This window comes from bacterium, from assembly GCA_026416715.1.
In the GTDB taxonomy this organism is placed as follows: domain Bacteria; phylum UBP4; class UBA4092; order JAOAEQ01; family JAOAEQ01; genus JAOAEQ01.
The window spans coordinates 64,429-82,575 of sequence record JAOAEQ010000011.1; the positions used below are offsets into that span (position 1 = coordinate 64,429).

The 18,147-nt window shown below is 38.1% G+C and carries 18 protein-coding genes; 9 read left to right on the forward strand and 9 right to left on the reverse strand.

The genetic code is table 11. From position 1 onward, the window contains the following. Nucleotides 1-48: 48 nt before the first annotated feature. Nucleotides 49-987 (reverse strand): glycoside hydrolase family 130 protein, encoded by a 939-nt coding sequence (locus tag N3A72_06210; GenBank protein MCX7919191.1) that lies wholly within the window; start codon nucleotides 985-987, stop codon nucleotides 49-51. A 53-nt stretch (nucleotides 988-1,040) separates the two neighbouring features. Further along, nucleotides 1,041-2,318 carry an iron-containing alcohol dehydrogenase gene (locus N3A72_06215; protein MCX7919192.1) on the reverse strand — a complete coding sequence of 426 codons (1,278 nt, stop codon included), beginning with the start codon at nucleotides 2,316-2,318 and terminating at the stop codon, nucleotides 1,041-1,043. Between the two features lie 279 nt (nucleotides 2,319-2,597). Between N3A72_06215 and N3A72_06220 the strand changes: the two genes are divergently transcribed. Together N3A72_06220 and N3A72_06225 are read left to right on the forward strand one after the other, a co-directional pair. Next, nucleotides 2,598-3,854, forward strand: coding sequence for a PocR ligand-binding domain-containing protein (locus N3A72_06220; GenBank protein MCX7919193.1), 1,257 nt, complete (start codon nucleotides 2,598-2,600; stop codon nucleotides 3,852-3,854). Between the two features lie 200 nt (nucleotides 3,855-4,054). After that, the gene (locus N3A72_06225; protein ID MCX7919194.1) at nucleotides 4,055-4,693 is read left to right on the forward strand and encodes a corrinoid protein; all 639 of its coding nucleotides are present in this window, start codon (nucleotides 4,055-4,057) and stop codon (nucleotides 4,691-4,693) included. A gap of 114 nt (nucleotides 4,694-4,807) precedes the next feature. Here N3A72_06225 and N3A72_06230 read toward each other — a convergent pair whose 3' ends face one another. Continuing rightward, nucleotides 4,808-5,722: a phosphoribosylaminoimidazolesuccinocarboxamide synthase gene (locus N3A72_06230; GenBank protein MCX7919195.1), complete on the reverse strand. Its 915-nt coding sequence runs from the start codon at nucleotides 5,720-5,722 to the stop codon at nucleotides 4,808-4,810. Nucleotides 5,723-5,737: 15 nt separating this feature from the next. Further along, nucleotides 5,738-6,157 carry a response regulator gene (locus tag N3A72_06235; protein MCX7919196.1) on the reverse strand — a complete coding sequence of 140 codons (420 nt, stop codon included), beginning with the start codon at nucleotides 6,155-6,157 and terminating at the stop codon, nucleotides 5,738-5,740. Between the two features lie 297 nt (nucleotides 6,158-6,454). Here N3A72_06235 and N3A72_06240 point away from each other — a divergent pair, with 297 nt between their 5' ends. From N3A72_06240 to N3A72_06250, 3 genes are read left to right on the forward strand one after another with little or no spacing between them, the layout of a single operon-like run. Then, nucleotides 6,455-7,090: a type II secretion system F family protein gene (locus tag N3A72_06240; protein ID MCX7919197.1), complete on the forward strand. Its 636-nt coding sequence runs from the start codon at nucleotides 6,455-6,457 to the stop codon at nucleotides 7,088-7,090. After that, nucleotides 7,059-7,523 carry an Lrp/AsnC family transcriptional regulator gene (locus N3A72_06245; protein MCX7919198.1) on the forward strand — a complete coding sequence of 155 codons (465 nt, stop codon included), beginning with the start codon at nucleotides 7,059-7,061 and terminating at the stop codon, nucleotides 7,521-7,523. Before N3A72_06240 ends, N3A72_06245 begins: the two co-directional genes overlap by 32 nt. 16 nt (nucleotides 7,524-7,539) lie before the next feature. Further along, the gene (locus tag N3A72_06250; GenBank protein MCX7919199.1) at nucleotides 7,540-8,451 is read left to right on the forward strand and encodes a decaprenyl-phosphate phosphoribosyltransferase; all 912 of its coding nucleotides are present in this window, start codon (nucleotides 7,540-7,542) and stop codon (nucleotides 8,449-8,451) included. A gap of 100 nt (nucleotides 8,452-8,551) precedes the next feature. On the opposite strand, the gene proB is transcribed toward N3A72_06250, so the two are convergent. From proB to rplU, 4 genes are all read right to left on the reverse strand, one after another. Next, nucleotides 8,552-9,667, reverse strand: coding sequence for a glutamate 5-kinase (proB, locus tag N3A72_06255; GenBank protein MCX7919200.1), 1,116 nt, complete (start codon nucleotides 9,665-9,667; stop codon nucleotides 8,552-8,554). 114 nt (nucleotides 9,668-9,781) lie between these two features. After that, on the reverse strand, nucleotides 9,782-10,807 hold the full coding sequence (obgE, locus tag N3A72_06260) for a GTPase ObgE (protein MCX7919201.1): 1,026 nt from the start codon (nucleotides 10,805-10,807) through the stop codon (nucleotides 9,782-9,784). 189 nt (nucleotides 10,808-10,996) lie between these two features. Further along, nucleotides 10,997-11,257, reverse strand: coding sequence for a 50S ribosomal protein L27 (gene rpmA, locus N3A72_06265; protein ID MCX7919202.1), 261 nt, complete (start codon nucleotides 11,255-11,257; stop codon nucleotides 10,997-10,999). Between the two features lie 29 nt (nucleotides 11,258-11,286). After that, nucleotides 11,287-11,601, reverse strand: coding sequence for a 50S ribosomal protein L21 (gene rplU / locus N3A72_06270; protein MCX7919203.1), 315 nt, complete (start codon nucleotides 11,599-11,601; stop codon nucleotides 11,287-11,289). A 435-nt stretch (nucleotides 11,602-12,036) separates the two neighbouring features. On the opposite strand from rplU, the gene N3A72_06275 reads away from it, so the two are divergent. Then, on the forward strand, nucleotides 12,037-12,408 hold the full coding sequence (locus N3A72_06275) for an RNA-binding protein (protein MCX7919204.1): 372 nt from the start codon (nucleotides 12,037-12,039) through the stop codon (nucleotides 12,406-12,408). Nucleotides 12,409-12,504: 96 nt separating this feature from the next. On the opposite strand, the gene N3A72_06280 is transcribed toward N3A72_06275, so the two are convergent. After that, nucleotides 12,505-13,821: an extracellular solute-binding protein gene (locus tag N3A72_06280; GenBank protein MCX7919205.1), complete on the reverse strand. Its 1,317-nt coding sequence runs from the start codon at nucleotides 13,819-13,821 to the stop codon at nucleotides 12,505-12,507. 324 nt (nucleotides 13,822-14,145) lie between these two features. On the opposite strand from N3A72_06280, the gene selA reads away from it, so the two are divergent. The 3 genes from selA (at nucleotide 14,146) to nagB (ending at nucleotide 18,098) form a co-directional block, all read left to right on the forward strand. Further along, nucleotides 14,146-15,519 carry an L-seryl-tRNA(Sec) selenium transferase gene (gene selA, locus N3A72_06285; protein MCX7919206.1) on the forward strand — a complete coding sequence of 458 codons (1,374 nt, stop codon included), beginning with the start codon at nucleotides 14,146-14,148 and terminating at the stop codon, nucleotides 15,517-15,519. A gap of 516 nt (nucleotides 15,520-16,035) precedes the next feature. Beyond that, nucleotides 16,036-17,250, forward strand: a complete 1,215-nt coding sequence (locus N3A72_06290) for an acetate kinase (protein MCX7919207.1) — start codon at nucleotides 16,036-16,038, stop codon at nucleotides 17,248-17,250. A gap of 104 nt (nucleotides 17,251-17,354) precedes the next feature. Beyond that, nucleotides 17,355-18,098: a glucosamine-6-phosphate deaminase gene (gene nagB, locus N3A72_06295; GenBank protein MCX7919208.1), complete on the forward strand. Its 744-nt coding sequence runs from the start codon at nucleotides 17,355-17,357 to the stop codon at nucleotides 18,096-18,098. Nucleotides 18,099-18,147 lie beyond the last annotated feature (49 nt).

Genomic DNA, 18,147 nt, shown 5'->3' on the forward strand with positions numbered 1-18,147 from the left:
GCGTTCGCTTTACAAGGTATTAACCTATAACTAACGTTGAGGCGAAGATTACAATGCAAAAGTTTTTCCACTCGGTTTAATTCCGGTTTTGCACGCAGCAATTAATTCTTCTAATTGCCCAGTCGCAACGCAGATGCAGGTATCCGCTGCGCCGTAGTATACTTTAATTTCACCGTCAGGTTCCAGTATCGCGCCGTTTGAAAACACGCAGTTCGGAACTTCGCCTATCCGTTCATACGGTTCCCGGGGTGTAAGGATAAATTCTGGACATTGGCCAATAATCTTATCCGGTTTATCTAAATCGAGCAACATTACGCCGAGCCGATATACATAGTTACAAGCGAACCATACTCCATGAAAAATTAACAGCCACCCTTCTTTAGTTTTAATCGGTGGCGGTCCGATTCCCCATTTTTCACGGAACCAAGTCTGCGGTTCGGGTAGTACCGGTTTCGCATCGCCCCAATGGATGAGGTCTGGAGAGTAGGTGATAAACGTCATTGCCATATTTCCGTTCATCGGTCGGTCAAGTCGAGCATATCTACCATTAATTTTTTCCGGGAATAACGCACAATTCCGATTCCAAGGGGTAGTTAAAAATGGCATCCGTTCGAAATGGATGAAATCGTTGGTTTTAATCAATCCAATTCGCCCGATTTCACCATGCATTTGAACACTATGCACAATATAATAACTCCCTTCCAGAAACGTTACTCGGGCGTCATACTTATGTTTTTCCCAGAGTTCATCGTCCGGACTAGGAGCGAGTCTTATCGGTTCAGGATTAATGGTAAAATGGTATCCATCGTCACTGAACGCTACATGCAGTCGATTATCCCGCCGACCATCTTCAACTCGCGGGATAAGAACATATTTATTCCCAAACTTCACTGCACCGGGATTATATACCGCATTAACATGATACGGTAAATCTTGATACGTTAGAATCGGATTACCGGAATAGCGAGTTAATAATTCTTTTTCCATACCTACATTCCTTTCTAGTTTGCATGATTGAAATTCATCAGTATGCTGAGATATTATACGATTATTTCTTGGAGAATGCCGAGTTCATCAGCGATATCGAAAACCGTGATTCTATCTCGAATATACCGAGCAGATACAATCGTTCGTATCGCTAGTGGTTTATCAACTCCAATTTCCGCAAAAGTAGTCGGGCATTTCGCCTTCTTCAAATAATGGATAATCTCTTTTGATGAAGGGAGTTTGGCAAAAATAGGCGATAATTGTTCCCAACGAGATTGTATATGCTTTAGATACGGTAATTTATATTTGAATATTTGGTTAATTCTATTGGTATTGCTTCCAAAAAGTTGTGCGATGGTTCTATCATAATCGATTGTATTATGCTGTGGTGATTTGATTTTTTTAAGCTGTTCATATAATCGTGCAGATTGAATCACACCGATTCCAACCTGTAATCCATGGTATGCAAAAACATCCTGTTTCCTTCTATGCGCTTCCATATCGAGAAAATGGGATATGAGATGTTCTCCACCGGAAGCTGGTGCCGATTTTCCAGCGATTACCATCGAGAATCCGCCAAGGTTGAGTGCGTCCATTAATGCTAGAATGGTTTTCTTATCCCGCTGCAGCAGTTTATCCCCCTGCGTTTTATAATGCTTTTCCACTGCCGTGAATAATTTTGACGGCAGTAAACAAAACGATTCTCCGGTTAAAATTGACGAGATTTGCCAATCCGCATTAGCAAACGCTTTTGCTAACGTATCCGCAAATCCCGCTTGAATCAAATCGAGCGGTGCAGTAGTAATCAGGTCGGTATCAATGAGAACACCGAGGGCTGGGCTAACCGGTACGGTTCGTTTAATTCCTCTATCAATAAAAGCGCTAACTCCGGAAGTATATGCGTTCATTGACGGAGCGGTTGGTACTGAAATCACCGGTATATTCAGTTCGGTACCGATATATTTTCCCATATCGGTTATGCTTCCGGTTCCGACAGTAACGATACCGTCGGCAGATGTTGCTATACGGCGAATTCGAGGGAAATAATGGCTATCAGCATAAACGGTAGAATAATGTTGTGGTGCTAATATCAATGTCGAGACTTGATATCTCCGCTTTAATCTGGTTTCACATTCTTTTCCCGCTATTCCATAGGTTATAGTGTCACAAAGGACTACGAGGTTCTTTGCCGTTGGGAATAGTGAATGAATAAATTCTGATATCCCATTAATCGCATTCGGTTTAGCAGTAATTCGTTTCGTCGGTATCGTATGGAGCTGATGACAATACTTGCAATGAAATGATTTGCCAAGATATCGATGAATATTCATAATCATTACGGGATAAATCAATGAAAATATTATATCATTGTATTATACATTGTTAGTTAATCCAACTGACTACCCCATAATGTTAACAATCCTTTAGGGTTAGCTTTTATTTTCAGGCTGAAACCTAATACCCCTTGCGGCTGGAGTTTATCCTGTCGAATTACAGAACTAGGTCGAAAGAATTGATGCTTGATACGTCACCTTCTAAATATTGAAATTTAATTAAACAAGAATGACAGTATATAATAAATAGTTACTTATCAATGAGTCAAACGGGCTATGTTATCAAACCTTATCAATCTTTCTGTACTTGAACGGATGCTGGTGTATTTTACGGAAGCGACGTCGTTGAACGTTCGCTTAATAGATATGAATGGCCAATTCATTACCGAGCGGGATAAGTTAGTCAACCAGTGTCAGTTTTGCAGTCTCGTCCAATCCACGGAATCAGGCATTTCCCATTGCCGAACAAAGTTCAAACAAGCGATTCTGGAAGCGATTCGCTGGGGTGAACCCTATTATTATATCTGCGAGTTCGGATTAATGGAATGGGTGGTTCCGCTCGTGGTGAATGAAGAACCACTCGGCGCATTATTTTGCGGGCAGGTGCTCATCGATGAAATGGATGATTTATCGTATGAACAGATTATCCGCAAAACCACCGCTGCCGGTCTCTCTTTAGAAGCGGTTAACGATTCTTTAACCAGCATTAAAGTGCTGTCTGGTAGAAAGGTTAAAGCGGCTGCAGAACTCCTATATCTCATTGCAACGCAATTGATTCAACTCGGATATGAATCTTTACAACAGCAGCGGAAAATAACCGAACAACAGATGCGGTTAGCGGAAGAAATTGCATTTCAAAAGCAGGGGAAAATGCCGATCGGTTTCCCGAAATCCATAGAAACTGAGCTGATTCAAAAGGTTCGGTTAGGCGATGTTTCCGGCGCGAAAGAAATATTGAATACAATCCTTGGAACTATTCTCTTACAAGATGTAGCGCGTCCGCAGGTGGTTAAAGCGCGAGTGATTGAATTAGTCGGAATGTTAGCTCGGGTAGCGGTTGAAGCAGGAGCGCAGCTCGATGAAATTTTCGGGGCGCAGTTTTCGGAATTAAGCGAGTTAGCTAAAATAGAAGAATTAGACCAGCTCTGCTACTGGTTAATAAACTTGTTAGACCGGTTTTCAACCCAGATTTATGCCACGAGAAATATCGAAAAAATGAAAGTTGTTTCTCGCGTTTTGGAATACCTGCGTGAACATTATGCTGAACGGGTTACGCTCGAAGAAGTGGCGAAACATGTTCATCGGAATCCGTATTATATCAGCCATTTAATAACCGAACAATTACAGACGACATTCAGCGAATACCTCAATCGCATTCGAATTGAAAAGGCAAAACAACTCATGCAAAATCCGGCGTTAAGCTTAGCTGAAATTGCGCAAACTGTCGGATTCAGCGACCAGAGTTATTTCGGTCGAATTTTTAAACGAGAAGAAGGTATTTCGCCTGCAAAATACCGCAAACAAGTCATTTAGTCCCATCCAGCGCAAGATTATACCAAAATTTCGCAATATTGTTCTAGATATATTGAATTAGTTTAAGTTATATTATTTACAAAAATTTATTCTATCTCGGAGATGTTCTGGGGATGAATGAGAATTAAACCGTTCAATTCTCATTCCACTCTACTATCCGACCAAAAATAAATAATTATTATACCTAAAGGAGAACGACTATGGTAGATTTACAGGCGATTGCGGATAATTTATTGCAGGGGAAGGCGAGAGAGGTGAAGGGGTTAGTTGAGGCGGCGGTAGCGGAGGGGATTTCGGTAGGGAAGATATTGAATGAGGGGTTGATAGCTGGGATGAGTGTAGTGGGTACGAAGTTTAAGAACAACGAGATTTATGTGCCGGAGGTATTGATTGCGGCGCGTGCGATGAAAGCGGGGATGGAGGTATTAAAGCCGTTATTAGGGCAGGCTGGGGTTGAGCCGATTGGGACGGTTGCGATTGGGACGGTGAAGGGTGATTTACATGATATTGGGAAGAATTTAGTAGCGATGATGTTAGAGGGAGCGGGGTTTCGGGTCATAGATTTAGGGATTGATGTGGTGCCGGAGAAGTTCATTGCGGCGGTGCGGGAGCAGCGGGCGCAGATTGTAGCGATGTCCGCGTTATTGACCACGACGATGGTGAATATGAAGACGACGTTAGCGGCGTTAGCGCAGGCGGGATTGAGTCGTCAGGTGAAAACGATGATTGGCGGAGCGCCGGTGACCCAGCGGTATGCGGATGAAATTGGAGCGGATGGGTATGCGCCGGATGCCGCTTCCGCAGTGGATAAAGCTAAACAATTACTGGGTATCGCTTAACGGATAGAACGAAACAACGGAAGAACGAAAAACCTACGAATTGGTTTCTAGTTTTTCAGTTTTTCGGTAGGGTTTTATGCTAACGGATATCGAAATCGCACAACAAAATTTTTATTAGATTGCGAGTGGTTTTCCAACCAATCTTTGGTAAGCTTCCAAATACTTTTCACTTGTTTTATTTACCACATCGTCGGGTAATGGCGGACCGGGTGCAGTTTTATCCCAATCTAACGTTTCTAAATAATCTCGGACAAATTGTTTATCAAAACTTTTTTGCGGTCGCCCTGGTTGATAATCATCCTTAGGCCAAAATCGCGATGAATCCGGGGTTAAAATTTCATCAATCAAAATTAATTTATCATCGACAAAACCAAATTCGAATTTAGTATCTGAGATAATAATACCACGGGATTCCGCGTAACTTAACGCTTCGGTATATATCGCAATACTTTTTTCTTTTAATTGCATTCCTATATCATAACCTACAATATTAATCATTTCTTTTTCAGAAATGTTTATGTCATGACCGGAGCTAGCTTTGGTTGCTGGAGTAAATATTGGTTCCGGAAGCTTACTCGATTCACGCAAACCTTGCGGTAATTTTATCCCACAAATTGTTCCGGTTGCTTGATATTCCTTCCAAGCAGAACCCGCTAAATAACCTCGAACCACGCATTCAATTTCAACCACTTTACTTTTTTTAACCAACATACTTCGTCCCATGAGAATATCACGGTATTGTTCTGTTTCCGATGGAAATTCATTAATCTCAGCTGTAATCAAATGATTTGGAACAATATGCTTAGTAAATTCAAACCAAAATAACGATAACTGAGTTAACACTTTCCCTTTATACGGTATACCGTTTGGTAGAACTACATCAAATGCAGAGATGCGGTCGGTTGCAACTATCAATAACTGGTTCCCAAATTCATATACATCTCGGACTTTCCCTCGTTTGAACAGTTTTAAATCTGGTAAATTAGTAGTTACAATGACTGAAAGAGAATTAGTGTTTGTTGGCTGCATATCTTTTCACCAGAATTATTCCATAGCGAGAATTTCTTCATAGGTTAGAACTTTCTCGCGTACAGGTTTATTCTGCAAAACCTCATTGATTTTTTTAACTAGGTCTGGCATTTCAAATGGCTTTGGAATATAAGCACTTACTCCCTGTTGCATAGCATAATATTCATCTTCAGGGTCAGCATGTGCTGTAATAACGATGATAGGAACGTTATAGAATTTTGGCGAATGATGAATAGCATCAATCAATTGATGTCCATCAACTTTTGGCATCCGAATATCTAAAATAAATAAATCCGGTTCAACCGCTTGTGCCTTTTGCAATCCACTGAATCCATCGGTTGCAGTTATAACTTCATACTGATCACGTAAAGTAAGTTTGATGATTTGTAATATATCTTTATCATCGTCAACAATTAATATCCGATGCTTTGCCATAGACCACCTCAGGAGGAGCATATTTTATTAAAATTTTGATACGATATAATACGATATTATTTTGTAGAATGTCAAATGAAATTGGGTTAAAATTTTCGAAAGTTTTTCGATAATTAGGAATTTTCAATTTGAAAATTTAATAATGAAGTAAGAGTTTGTATCTTGACATTGAAAAAAGAAAATTGTTCAAAGTAGGTATATTATAATCTAAATTTACAATGTTTCATACAGATAAACCATAAAAATTTAAATATTTTGATTTCATAAGTATGTGATATTTTGCTATAATACAAAATTATGAACAAAGATACACTATTAAGTTCATCAATTTCATTATCAACTCTTCGGGCAGAAGCATCTTTCTTTGATAGGTTCGCTCAATTAATCGCTTCTGATGTTCCGCTACTGCGCGGAATAGAAATCGCAGCTCAAGAAATTGCGAATAAAGAGTTACAGCAGGTAATCAAAGAGATAAAATTATGGTTGGAGCAAGGTGAAAGCATTACAGATGCATTTCGGCGATATCCAAATTATTTTTCGAAATTTGCGATTGCCATAATTGACGCCGGCGAACGTGAAGGGAAATTAGATGAAAATTGTTTTCGATTAGCGGAATCATTGCGGCGCGAAATCGAAAGTAGAAAAGCAGAGCAACAACAATTTGCCCGGCAAAATCTACACAGTGCCGTAACACCACAATTTCAACTCGACAATATCGCTATAAAAAATATTGCCAGCCAAATAGCTGAAGGAATAATTTCTGCTGTTGAATCCATTCTTGAACATAAAACCCAGCAAAATATACTGCTATTTGATGTTAATAGGATATTGTGCGCAAAATGCCGTTCTAAACTATCCCAATTGAATTCCCGAGGTCAAAAGAAAACTTTAAAGAAAAAAAATGAAACAAAGAACGTCACGAAGAACCAATGATATTTTGAATCGAATTCAATCGCAATTTCCTATCATTCATACACCGTTTCACAAACTAGGAAAAGAGCTTGGCATTGCGGAATTAGATATCTATGATACTCTTCATACCCTCAAAAAAACTAAAATCATTCGACGTGTTGGTGCAATATTCGATTCACAAAAATTAGGATTCGCCAGCTGTTTAGTCGGAGTCAAGGTCGCTCGTGCTGCCCTTGAACAAGTTGGAGGACAATTAGCGAAATTTGATGAGATTACACATTGTTATGCAAGAAACCATTCGTATAATCTCTGGTTTACGTTAACCTGCAAATCCCAATCAGAAATAACGAAAATACTGACGTACGTAAAAAATATTAAAGGAGTAATTGATTTACTCTATTTACCAGCGCTAAAAGTTTATAAAATTAAGACCGAATTTAACCTTCACGGTTAACCCATCTAATCTAACCATGATAAAACTCATCTTACTTAGCATGCGACCAAAGCAATGGACTAAAAATCTTGTCGTCTTTGCGGGAATTATTTTTGCCATGAAACTTACTGAACCGATATTTTTTCTAAGAACAGTAATGGCATTTTTTTTATTCTGTTTGGTTTCTGGTTCATTATATCTAATAAACGATATCGTGGATAAAAAACAAGACCAGCAACATCCCAAAAAACGGCTCCGTCCAATAGCTTCAAATCAACTTTCGGTATCTGCTGCAGGATTCACTGCAAGCATTATTTTAGTATTCGCATGTACATGGGCTTTTCTATTAAGCACGATATTTGGTTTATGTTTACTTTTCTATCTCTTTATGATGTTAACATATTCTTTTTTTCTTAAACATATCGTTATTCTTGATATACTGGTAATAGCGCTTGGATTTGTTTTGCGTGCATACGCTGGTGTTGTTGTACATCCCGGTCTTACAGCTTCCAAGTGGTTATTAATGTGTGCTTTTTTTCTTGCATTATTTTTAATTATTAGCAAACGCCGCCATGAATTGATTCTTCTGGATGATAAAGCAAATGAACATCGACAAGTATTACTGGAATATTCACCAGGGTTTCTTGACCAAATGGTTGCCATTGTTACTTCAATGACAGTATTTTCGTATGCACTTTATACCATTTCCCGTGAAACTATCGAAAAATTTCATACGCATAGTCTAATTTTGACTTTTCCATTTGTTCTTTTTGGAATTCTTCGTTATTTATATTTAGTTTATAAACGTGGGCAGGGTGGTGAACCAGAAATAATCCTTTTACAAGATAAACCACTTCTCATAAATATACTCTTCTGGCTAATTTTGGTAATAATTATTATTTATAATCCCACTCCTTTTGACCAATTTCTGCATCTAGGAACAGACTAGTAAAACCATCTAGCTTAAGTCACATAACTACTGGAACAAAACAGAACTGCACTACCCTTACAAACCTCATTCTTGTCCAAATTATTTAAATATACTGGTGCTAGGCAGGATTTAATATAACGAGATTATCTCGATGGATAACTTCATCGTAGTATTTATATCCAAGAACTGATTGCACCTGTGATGATTTAAGTCCTTTAATTTTTTCAATCTCTGCAGCTGCATAATTCACTAATCCACGCGCAAATTCTACGCCTTTACTATCGGTTATCTGAACAATATCACCTGGTTCAAAATCTCCTTCAACTTTAATTATTCCTGAAGGTAATAAACTCTTCCCAGAATAGACTAACGCTTGCTTGGCACCATTATCTACATAGATTCTATTTCCAGCAGAATTGCTACCATAAGCTATCCATCGTTTTCGCGCGGATAATTTTTGTGATTTTGGGGGAAGAAATTTTGTGCCAACATTCTCGTTATTTACTATTTTTATTATAATATTCTGCTTATTTCCATTAGCAATATACATGGTAATCCCAGCAGAAGTTGCAATTTTAGCGGCGCGGAGTTTGGTAACCATTCCACCAGTCCCGACAATACTTCCAGGTCCAGCAGCGTATTCGTTTAGTTCCGGCGTGATTTTCTCCACACAAGAAATAATTTTTGCTTGTTTTGATTTTCTCGGGTCACAAGTATATAATCCATCAACATCGGTTAAAATAATTAACAAATCTGCATCAACCTTACTAGCTATTCGGGCAGATAATGTATCATTATCGCCAATTTTAAGTTCATCAATTGCAACAGTATCATTTTCATTGATGATAGGAATAACCCCTAGGTCTAACAAACGCAATAAGGTAGTTCGCGCGTTCAAATACCGCTTCCTATTATTCATATCACTTTCAGTTAGTAATACTTGAGCTACCATTAAATTTTCCTGACTGAAAATCTCTTCATAGACAAACATGAGCTGACTCTGCCCAATCGCTGCTAATGCTTGCCGGTCAGGAATTAGTTTCGGCCGTTCTTGCCAGCCTAATTTTCTCATACCAGCTCCAATTGCACCTGAGGTCACAATGAGAATTTGTTTTCCTTGATTCTGTAAAACCCTAACTTGTTCTGCCAGATGCGTTATCAATGCCCGATTAAATACATTATTTGCGCTATCTAAAAGACTTGTTCCAACTTTAATTACAATTCGGTTATACATATTCATTTGATATTGTAAAATAGAGGTTTAATTTATCAAGATGTAACTTTGTCCTCACAGTATTTATTTCAGTTATTATGAGGTTATTTTCGTTTGATCAGAAATAACTGATTATCATTTATTTGAACTTAAGTTGTCTAACAATTCTGCAACACGATATATTAATTTATTTACTCCGTTACCCGTTAATGCTGAAATTGCAAACACTTCATAGCCCTGTTGTCTGATTTTTCGTTTCAAATTTGCTATTTTACTCATTGAATGAAGTAAATCTATCTTATTTAATCCCACCACTTGTGGCCGTGAAATTAGAATTGGATTATACAAGGATAATTCTTGATTTATAGCCATAAAATTTTCAAATGGATCACTCCCGTCTGGTGGTTCAACATCGACTAAATGAATCAGAACTTTTGTCCGCTCGATATGCCGTAAAAATTCGTGACCTAAACCGCGACCAGCGTGGGCTCCTTCAATTAAACCAGGAATATCAGCTATAACAAAACTTTTTCCAAACTCAATTTTTACTTGACCAAGAATAGGTTCTTTTGTCGTAAACGGATAATCTGCTATTTTTGGTTTTGCAGCGCTAATTCTCGATAATAACGTTGATTTACCAGCATTAGGACATCCGACTAATCCAACATCAGCAATTAATTTTAATTCAAGGATAAACTTTTTTTCTTCGCCTGGTTCACCCGGCTGTGCAAACCGTGGAGTTTGATGTGTTGCCGTGGCAAACCAAGCATTCCCTTTTCCACCTCGACCACCACGAGCAAGTAAAATAGGTTCTTTCTCCTTAATCAAATCCCATTGTTGTTTTACAATGCTATCATCCACCGGGTCGATTTCTTTTACTACCGTGCCAACAGGAACCGAAATGATGATATCCTTACCATTTTTCCCTGTCCGCTTACTCCCTTCCCCATGTTCTCCATTACCCGCAAAAATATGAGGATGATGATATAAATCAATTAATGTTTTTATTCGACTATCCGCTTGAATATAAACTGAGCCACCACAACCACCATCACCGCCATCTGGACCTCCTTTAGGAACCGATTTTTCACGCCGAAAACTGACACACCCTGCTCCACCATGTCCGGATTTAACATATATTTTCACTTTATCAACAAACATAATATAAAAAATCAGAAATTTTATTATTGAACATCAAATATCAAAATATCAAAATTAAGAATTATAGATAATAAACCTAAATAGTTTAAAGCGTGATTTATCTTAAAACAAATCAAGGCAGTCCTATGATTTTTTAATCAAAATCAAACTGCCTTGTCATTAACGAATTGAAACCTATGAATTTTATCTCTATGTACCAGTAGGCGGAATAACACTTACAATACTTCGATTCCTACTCGTGGAAAAAACGACCGTTCCGCTAATTTTTGCATAAAGTGTATCATCTTTGCCGATACCTACATTCTCTCCCGGATGAAATTTGGTTCCGCGCTGCCGCACCAAAATAGTTCCTCCTGAAACATTTTGTCCACCAAATTTCTTAACACCAAGTCGCTGCGCATTACTATCACGCCCGTTACGCGAAGTCCCTTGACCTTTTTTATGCGCCATAAAATATTCCACCTCCAAATGAATATTAATTAAGTTATAATTTCCTTAATTTTAAGTTCGGTGTAAGCCTGTCGATGCCCCTTTAATTTACGATATTTCTTCCGACGTTTATATTTGAATACCCTGATTTTTTTTGATTTATCTTGGTCGGTAACCTCAGCAACCACCTTTGCTTGAGCAACATAAGGTTTGCCTATTTCAAGTTTGTCATCACCGGAAACCAATAACACTTTATCCAATTCTATATCCGTCCCAATTTCCGCATTAAGCTTTTCAACTTTAATTAAATCACCTGTCATAACCCGAAACTGTTTTCCGCCAGTTTCAACTATCGCATAACGCATTCTCGGTATCCTCCTTAAGAAAATATTTTCATATATATATTTTACAATAATAATCAAATTTAGTCAAAATTTTGAATATCATTTCGTTGTTTCATTTTCTTAGTGGAATAAATTTTTAATCTTGAAAACTAATTAATAAGAATTAAGTTTGATTTTTTCTTATTTTCTGATATGATAATTCGTGTAAATAGTTAAAAAACGTAAATTTATTTAGTGGTGCGACACCTAGCCAAGAGTGGAAAGCAGTAAAATCACAATGGTAGAGTGATTACAATATCCGACCAACCCTTAATGCTCAACTCATTCTTGTTCACGGTTTTGCTATCTAACCCGGGTACCCGCCACAAAGAAAGGTAAAAAAACAGGATTAAGTCTTTATTCCTAAGATTTTGATTTCGGCATTTAGGCTTGAGACTTCATACTGTAGTAAAAAATATGGGACGTAGATTATTTGTAGGCAGTTTATCTTTTTCGGTGAATGAAGATAAACTACGTGATTTTTTTAGTCAGGTGGGAACAGTTAACTCAGTTAAAATTATCACTGACCGTTATACTCACGAGCCACGTGGGTTCGGATTCGTTGATATGTCGACCGAAGAAGAAGCGCAGGATGCAATCAGTCAACTTAATGGACAACCGTTAGATGGTCAACCCGTAGTGGTCAATGAAGCGCGAGAAAAGAAAATTACTGGTGGTATCGGTGGAACAAAACGTCGTTTCGTTCAAAGTGGTGGGAAAGGCAGTGATAGAAGAAAAAGTGGGCATCGTGGTGGTAGTTTTGGTGGCGGACGTCGTAACCGATTTTAAAATTTCCTATATTTACCAGTGAGTATACAAAGAATTTTAAAAGGTTAATTTAGGGTAACAATATTTAACCCCGAATTTTCTGTGAACTTTCTGAGGCTAGTTTTTATTTGTTTTTATTAACGAAGTATATTTCTGCTGCGCAAATCGTATCCACTCAGCTATTTTTTGATTGCGAAATGCTTGGTCATTCCATTTCGTTTGCGCAAGTTGAAGTGCTTCTTCTTCCGAAATCGGCGGGCGGCCAAGTTGGTGTTTTTCCATAGGGTTTAAACCTCGTGCAATAATTTTATTCCATGCTTGAATCAGTTCCGAATGGGTATCAATAATCATTGCACCGATGAGGTCGTTTAATATCATATATCGAGCCGAACCTATTTCAAAATTATATTTCATTCCTCCATGTGATCTAAATGGATTAAACGGAATAATTGACCGACTATTAAGTTCCTCATATAATCTCGGGATAACACTCATCCGAGTTAGAGTAAATTCTTTCGGTCCTTCCGGCGTGCCTTTCGGTAACATCAAGAGTTTTTGAGCTTCCGAAGTTAACGTAAATTCAAGAAACGATTTTGCCTCAGTTAGATTCGGTGCCCCTTTTAGAATCGCTATACAATCCGGATTAATCACAGTTACCCCTTGGGGAAAAATAAACCGCATTTTATCTTTCCCAACCTCATTGATTTTAGACCAGGCATATACATCTATTGCTAATCCATACGCTACTTCACCCAGCTTAACATCTTCCGGAGTAACACTTGCAGTTTTAGGAAACGATTTGACATTTGCACCAAGAAGGGTTATATTTTCCCATCCTCTTTCCCAACCATACGCCTGCAAGATTATTTCATACATCATATGCACACTTCCACTATGCCGCGGATCAGCCGACCCCACCCAACCTCGTAAACGGGGATGCGTTAAATCCGCCCAAGTTTTAACCGCAGGTAAACCTAACTTCTTGGTTACAACTGAATTTTCAAGAATCCCGAACCCCGACAATGCTACCCCATACCAACGATATTGCTTATCATAGAGAGGAATACCATAATAGCTCGATGGAATATTTTTCAGCTGTTTATCTGAAACGCGATATGAATATAACAAATTCGATTTCGCTAATTCCAAATAAGGTTCTAGTCCACCGCCGAAAAATAGGTCTATTCCAATTCCATCAGGTTTTTTGGAGAATTCGGATTTGATATACCGCAGAACATCAGCGCCGCCACCTTGGTCAAGCCATTCGATTTCAACATTGCCGCCGTAATTCTTCATATACCACTGTTGATAGGTTCGCGTAAATTCTTTACGAATCCCTTCCCAATGCGGTGAAACAATAATAAGTTTTGGGGCAGCCCACAAAGTATTGGTTGCAATTAAAATTATTGAAATTATTAAAATAGCTTTTCGCATAGTAATATCGTAGAGAATAGAAATGATAGCTTATTAGTTCAATAAATTTCTCGTCTCAATTGTATATTCTTGTTTATATTTTTTCTATACTTGTGAATCGAATATAAATATTATCTTTTATAAACCGCCTTAATACAAGAGGAAGTTTGACAAAACCAACTAAACCCTATTAGAATAAATCCAAAAAGTAAATAATAAATCAATCCGCTGATTTCTAATCGAGAAGACTTTGTTAGTGGTTGGTACTAGCAAAACCGCAAAGATTAATCCGTTCCGTTTCATAACAATTTCTTTCTTTGCGTGGTTTGCGAGAAATATTTTTAAATGAAACCAAATCTTTTACGCAAACTACCTGCAGTAGATACAATTTTTAAATCCGTTCAAATAATGCCTGAGGTAGAACAATTTTCTCGTCTGATAGTAGTCCAAACAATTCGAACTGTTCTTGCTGATATTAGAACGAGAATTAAAAATAAAGAAAAGGGGATTGATATTTCGGTTGAAGCAATCGGCAAAGAAGTCATCGAACAAGTAAGAAAACTCAGCCAACCCTCATTGAAACCATTGATTAATGCTACCGGAACCGTTCTCCATACTAATTTCGGACGAGCGATATTGTGTAAAGAAGCTATACACGCTTTGCACCAAGCAGCTTCGACTCCGGTGAATTTGGAATATGATATAGAAACCGCAGACCGTGGCGACAGGGATAATCATATTGAATCGTTACTCTGCAAACTGACCGGAGCACAATCGGCTACTGTCGTTAATAATAATGCGGCTGCAGTTTTACTCAGTTTAAATACATTAGCTCAAGGGAAAGAAGTTATCGTTTCTCGCGGCGAATTAATCGAAATCGGAGGAACTTTTCGCCTGCCAGAGATTATGCAAAAAAGCGGTTGTATTTTAGTAGAAGTTGGAACAACGAACCGAACCCATCTAGAGGATTATAAAAATGCTATCACCAAAAATACGGTATTGTTACTAAAAGCACATACCAGCAATTATCGGATAGTCGGATTTACTGCAGAAGTCAACCAAGTTGAATTATGTGCCATTGGCACCAAATTTAAAATACCAGTCATGGTAGATTTAGGCTCCGGTGCGTTGGTCGACCTATCGAAATATGGTTTGCCAAAAGAGATTACCGTCCAAGAAATCGTCAACTCTGGCGCAGATATTGTTACTTTTAGCGGAGATAAACTATTAGGCGGACCGCAAGCCGGTTTAATCGTTGGAAAAAAGAAATATATAGACCGGATTAAAAAGAATCCGTTAAAACGCGCACTTCGGGTTGATAAATTAACAATTGCAGCACTAGAAGCAACCTTAAAACTTTATCTAAATGAAGAGAAACTCGCGCAAACGCTCCCTACCCTATACTGGCTCACCCGTCCTCTCCCAGAAATTGAAAAAGTTGCTAACGAAGCCGCTGAACAATTAAAATTTATTTTTGGAAATAAGGTAACAATAAAAGTTACCGACGGTTATTCCGAAGTCGGTAGCGGTGCACTTCCGGAAGAAAAAATACCAACGAAACTTATTACACTCGTTCCAATAAAAGTTTCTGTTCAAGAATTAGCGAGTGTATTCCGGAAAAACAATCCTCCAATTATTGGGAGAATACATGCGAAAAAGTTTATTCTTGATCCACGGTGTATCCCGAGTGCAAACTTAATAGTGCCTAAAGTGATTTAAGAGATTTATCAAGTAAACTCGGTTTCCATAATGTAAAACAAAGAAGAAGCGGAGAGAGATTAAGGCAGTAAGCTACTGCCTCGATTCCTTCCCTATATCAAACTTATTTTATATACGGAAGTAGAATAACAGAGATGCATTGTTCGCAATTCTTGTTTTTGTGGAAATATCATGGGACGAAAAACCTTACCAATTTATTGTGAATGCAAAATATCAAATAAGGATACTTTCTATCGATTATGTGAAATATTCGGAATTTATGAAATTAGATACTTCTAAAGATACCGACCGTATTTCAGAAATTCATAATAATAACTACTTATAAAAATAGTTTTCAGAATTTAGGTAAAGGTAATATTTTTTGACAAGAAGTTAGGTTTTTTGATATAATTTATTGTTAAATTTTGTAAATTACCAGCGAGTAATTCAGGCATCCACAATTCGGTTTTGGATGCCTGAATTTATGTCTATTTTAATTGAACCCTATAAAGACTAATCTCAAATTAAGAGGCGGCAATGAAAGTTCTAGTGATTAATGCTGGGAGTTCTTCCATAAAATATCAGCTATTTGAAATGCCAGAACAAAAGGTACTAGCAAAAGGAGTATTAGAAAAAATTGGTGAAGAGAATTCCGTTTTATCGCATAAGACGGACGATAAAACCGTTCAATTCACTCAGCCCATTCAAAACCATGAACTGGGAATGCAGTTAATTACCAAAATTCTAACTGATCCGAAGATCGGCGTTATAAAAAATATCGCGGAAATTTCTGCCGTAGGACATCGGGTTGTTCATGGTGGGGAAAAGTTCACTGGTTCCTGTCTCATAACCAAGGAGGTGATTGATGCTATTCAAGAATATGCAGATTTAGCCCCGCTCCATAATCCCCCGAATCTAACCGGGATTAAAGCTGCAACTGCCATTCTACCCAATATTCCGCAAGTAGCTGCGTTTGACACCGCATTTCATCAGACGATGCCAAAATACGCTTATATCTATGGAATCCCCTATGAATATTATGAAAAATATAAAGTTCGGCGGTATGGATTCCATGGCACTTCGCATCGGTATGTTGCGCGTCGTGCCGCAGTATTATTGGGTAAAAATAAAACTGAAGCAAATATTATCACCTGTCATCTTGGTAATGGCTGTAGCATAACTGCGGTACTCGCAGGAAATTCAGTAGATAACTCAATGGGATTGACTCCGTTAGAAGGATTGGTTATGGGAACACGTGCAGGAGATATTGATCCTGGGTTAATATTTTACCTTGCGGAACGACTGCAACTATCTATCCCGCAAATTACCCAAATATTGAATAAAAAAAGTGGTTTACTGGGTATCTCAGGGATCAGCAACGATGTTCGTAATCTGCTAGAAGAAGCTGATAAGGGGAATGAACGAGCGAAACTTGCGATAGATGTATTTTGCTATCGAGTAAAAAAATATATCGGTGCTTACATGGCAGTTCTCGGTCGAACTGACGCAATCGTTTTTACCGGGGGAATTGGTGAAAATGCAACTTCGTTAAGGGAGAAAATCTGCGATAACCTCGATTGGTTTGGCATAATCCTCGACCGCGAACTGAATGCCAAAACCCAACGAATAGAACAATGTATTAGCGCACCGGAATCGCGGGTGAAAGTTTTTGTTATTCCAACTGATGAAGAAGCTCGTATCGCATTCGATACTTGCGAAATTGCAACAAAACTTAACAACAAAAAAATTTAATTACGGAAACACTAAAACTAATAAATACGGTAATCAACTTATTGATTCTGGTATTTGTTGGTTTTCAAGTTTCCGGTAATAATTTCAAGGAGGATTTTAAGTTTATGAATGTCATTATCGTTAAAGATAAAGACGAACTTGGTAAAGTTGGCGCACAAATTATCGCCACTGAAATGAAGAAAAAAGCAGTATTTGTTCTTGGCGGAGCTACGGGAAGCACCCCAATTCCAGTTTATAAAGAATTAATTCGGTTGCATAAAGAAGAGGGATTGGATTTCTCATCAGTTATTACTTTCAACTTAGACGAATATGTAGGATTGCCGGGAAATCACGATCAGAGCTATCGTTACTTTATGGATACCAACCTCTTCAACCATATTAATATAAATAAGAAGAACACGTTTGTGCCAGACGGTATGGCAAAAGATATTGCGGCGTTTTGTGCGCAATATGAAGAAATGATAAAAGATGTTGGCGGAATTGACGTTCAGATATTAGGAATTGGCAGTAACGGACATATCGCATTTAACGAACCACCGTCGTCGTTAGCTTCTAGAACACGTCAGGTTTTTTTGACTGAAAGCACCATTAAAGATAATGCGCGATTTTTTGCAAAAATTGAAGATGTACCAACCTCGGCAATTAGTATGGGGATAGGTACAATTCTAGAAGCGAAAAAAATTCTGTTATTTGCAAACGGAGCCAATAAAGCGGATGCGGTTGCCAAATCTATTGAGGGACCGATTACAGCTATGGTTCCTGCGAGTGCCCTGCAGTTGCATCCCGATGTAACTTTTATCCTGACTGAAGATTGTACGGGCAAACTAATTGGAAAATATCGTAAATAATTAATTACTTGAAAAAGCGATTCGGATGCGATGAAAAAATATGATACTT

Excerpts from the sequence above, each read along its gene's own strand:
- N3A72_06275 (MCX7919204.1), top strand. The coding sequence starts at position 12,037 with ATGGGACGTAGATTATTTGTAGGCAGTTTATCTTTTTCGGTGAATGAA.
- N3A72_06240 (MCX7919197.1), top strand. The coding sequence starts at position 6,455 with ATGAACAAAGATACACTATTAAGTTCATCAATTTCATTATCAACTCTT.
- N3A72_06250 (MCX7919199.1), top strand. The coding sequence starts at position 7,540 with ATGATAAAACTCATCTTACTTAGCATGCGACCAAAGCAATGGACTAAA.
- selA (MCX7919206.1), top strand. The coding sequence starts at position 14,146 with ATGAAACCAAATCTTTTACGCAAACTACCTGCAGTAGATACAATTTTT.
- nagB (MCX7919208.1), top strand. The coding sequence starts at position 17,355 with ATGAATGTCATTATCGTTAAAGATAAAGACGAACTTGGTAAAGTTGGC.
- N3A72_06220 (MCX7919193.1), top strand. The coding sequence starts at position 2,598 with ATGTTATCAAACCTTATCAATCTTTCTGTACTTGAACGGATGCTGGTG.
- rplU (MCX7919203.1), bottom strand. The coding sequence starts at position 11,601 with ATGCGTTATGCGATAGTTGAAACTGGCGGAAAACAGTTTCGGGTTATG.
- proB (MCX7919200.1), bottom strand. The coding sequence starts at position 9,667 with ATGTATAACCGAATTGTAATTAAAGTTGGAACAAGTCTTTTAGATAGC.
- rpmA (MCX7919202.1), bottom strand. The coding sequence starts at position 11,257 with ATGGCGCATAAAAAAGGTCAAGGGACTTCGCGTAACGGGCGTGATAGT.
- obgE (MCX7919201.1), bottom strand. The coding sequence starts at position 10,807 with ATGTTTGTTGATAAAGTGAAAATATATGTTAAATCCGGACATGGTGGA.
- N3A72_06280 (MCX7919205.1), bottom strand. The coding sequence starts at position 13,821 with ATGCGAAAAGCTATTTTAATAATTTCAATAATTTTAATTGCAACCAAT.
- N3A72_06235 (MCX7919196.1), bottom strand. The coding sequence starts at position 6,157 with ATGGCAAAGCATCGGATATTAATTGTTGACGATGATAAAGATATATTA.
- N3A72_06210 (MCX7919191.1), bottom strand. The coding sequence starts at position 987 with ATGGAAAAAGAATTATTAACTCGCTATTCCGGTAATCCGATTCTAACG.
- N3A72_06290 (MCX7919207.1), top strand. The coding sequence starts at position 16,036 with ATGAAAGTTCTAGTGATTAATGCTGGGAGTTCTTCCATAAAATATCAG.
- N3A72_06230 (MCX7919195.1), bottom strand. The coding sequence starts at position 5,722 with ATGCAGCCAACAAACACTAATTCTCTTTCAGTCATTGTAACTACTAAT.
- N3A72_06225 (MCX7919194.1), top strand. The coding sequence starts at position 4,055 with ATGGTAGATTTACAGGCGATTGCGGATAATTTATTGCAGGGGAAGGCG.
- N3A72_06215 (MCX7919192.1), bottom strand. The coding sequence starts at position 2,318 with ATGAATATTCATCGATATCTTGGCAAATCATTTCATTGCAAGTATTGT.
- N3A72_06245 (MCX7919198.1), top strand. The coding sequence starts at position 7,059 with ATGAAACAAAGAACGTCACGAAGAACCAATGATATTTTGAATCGAATT.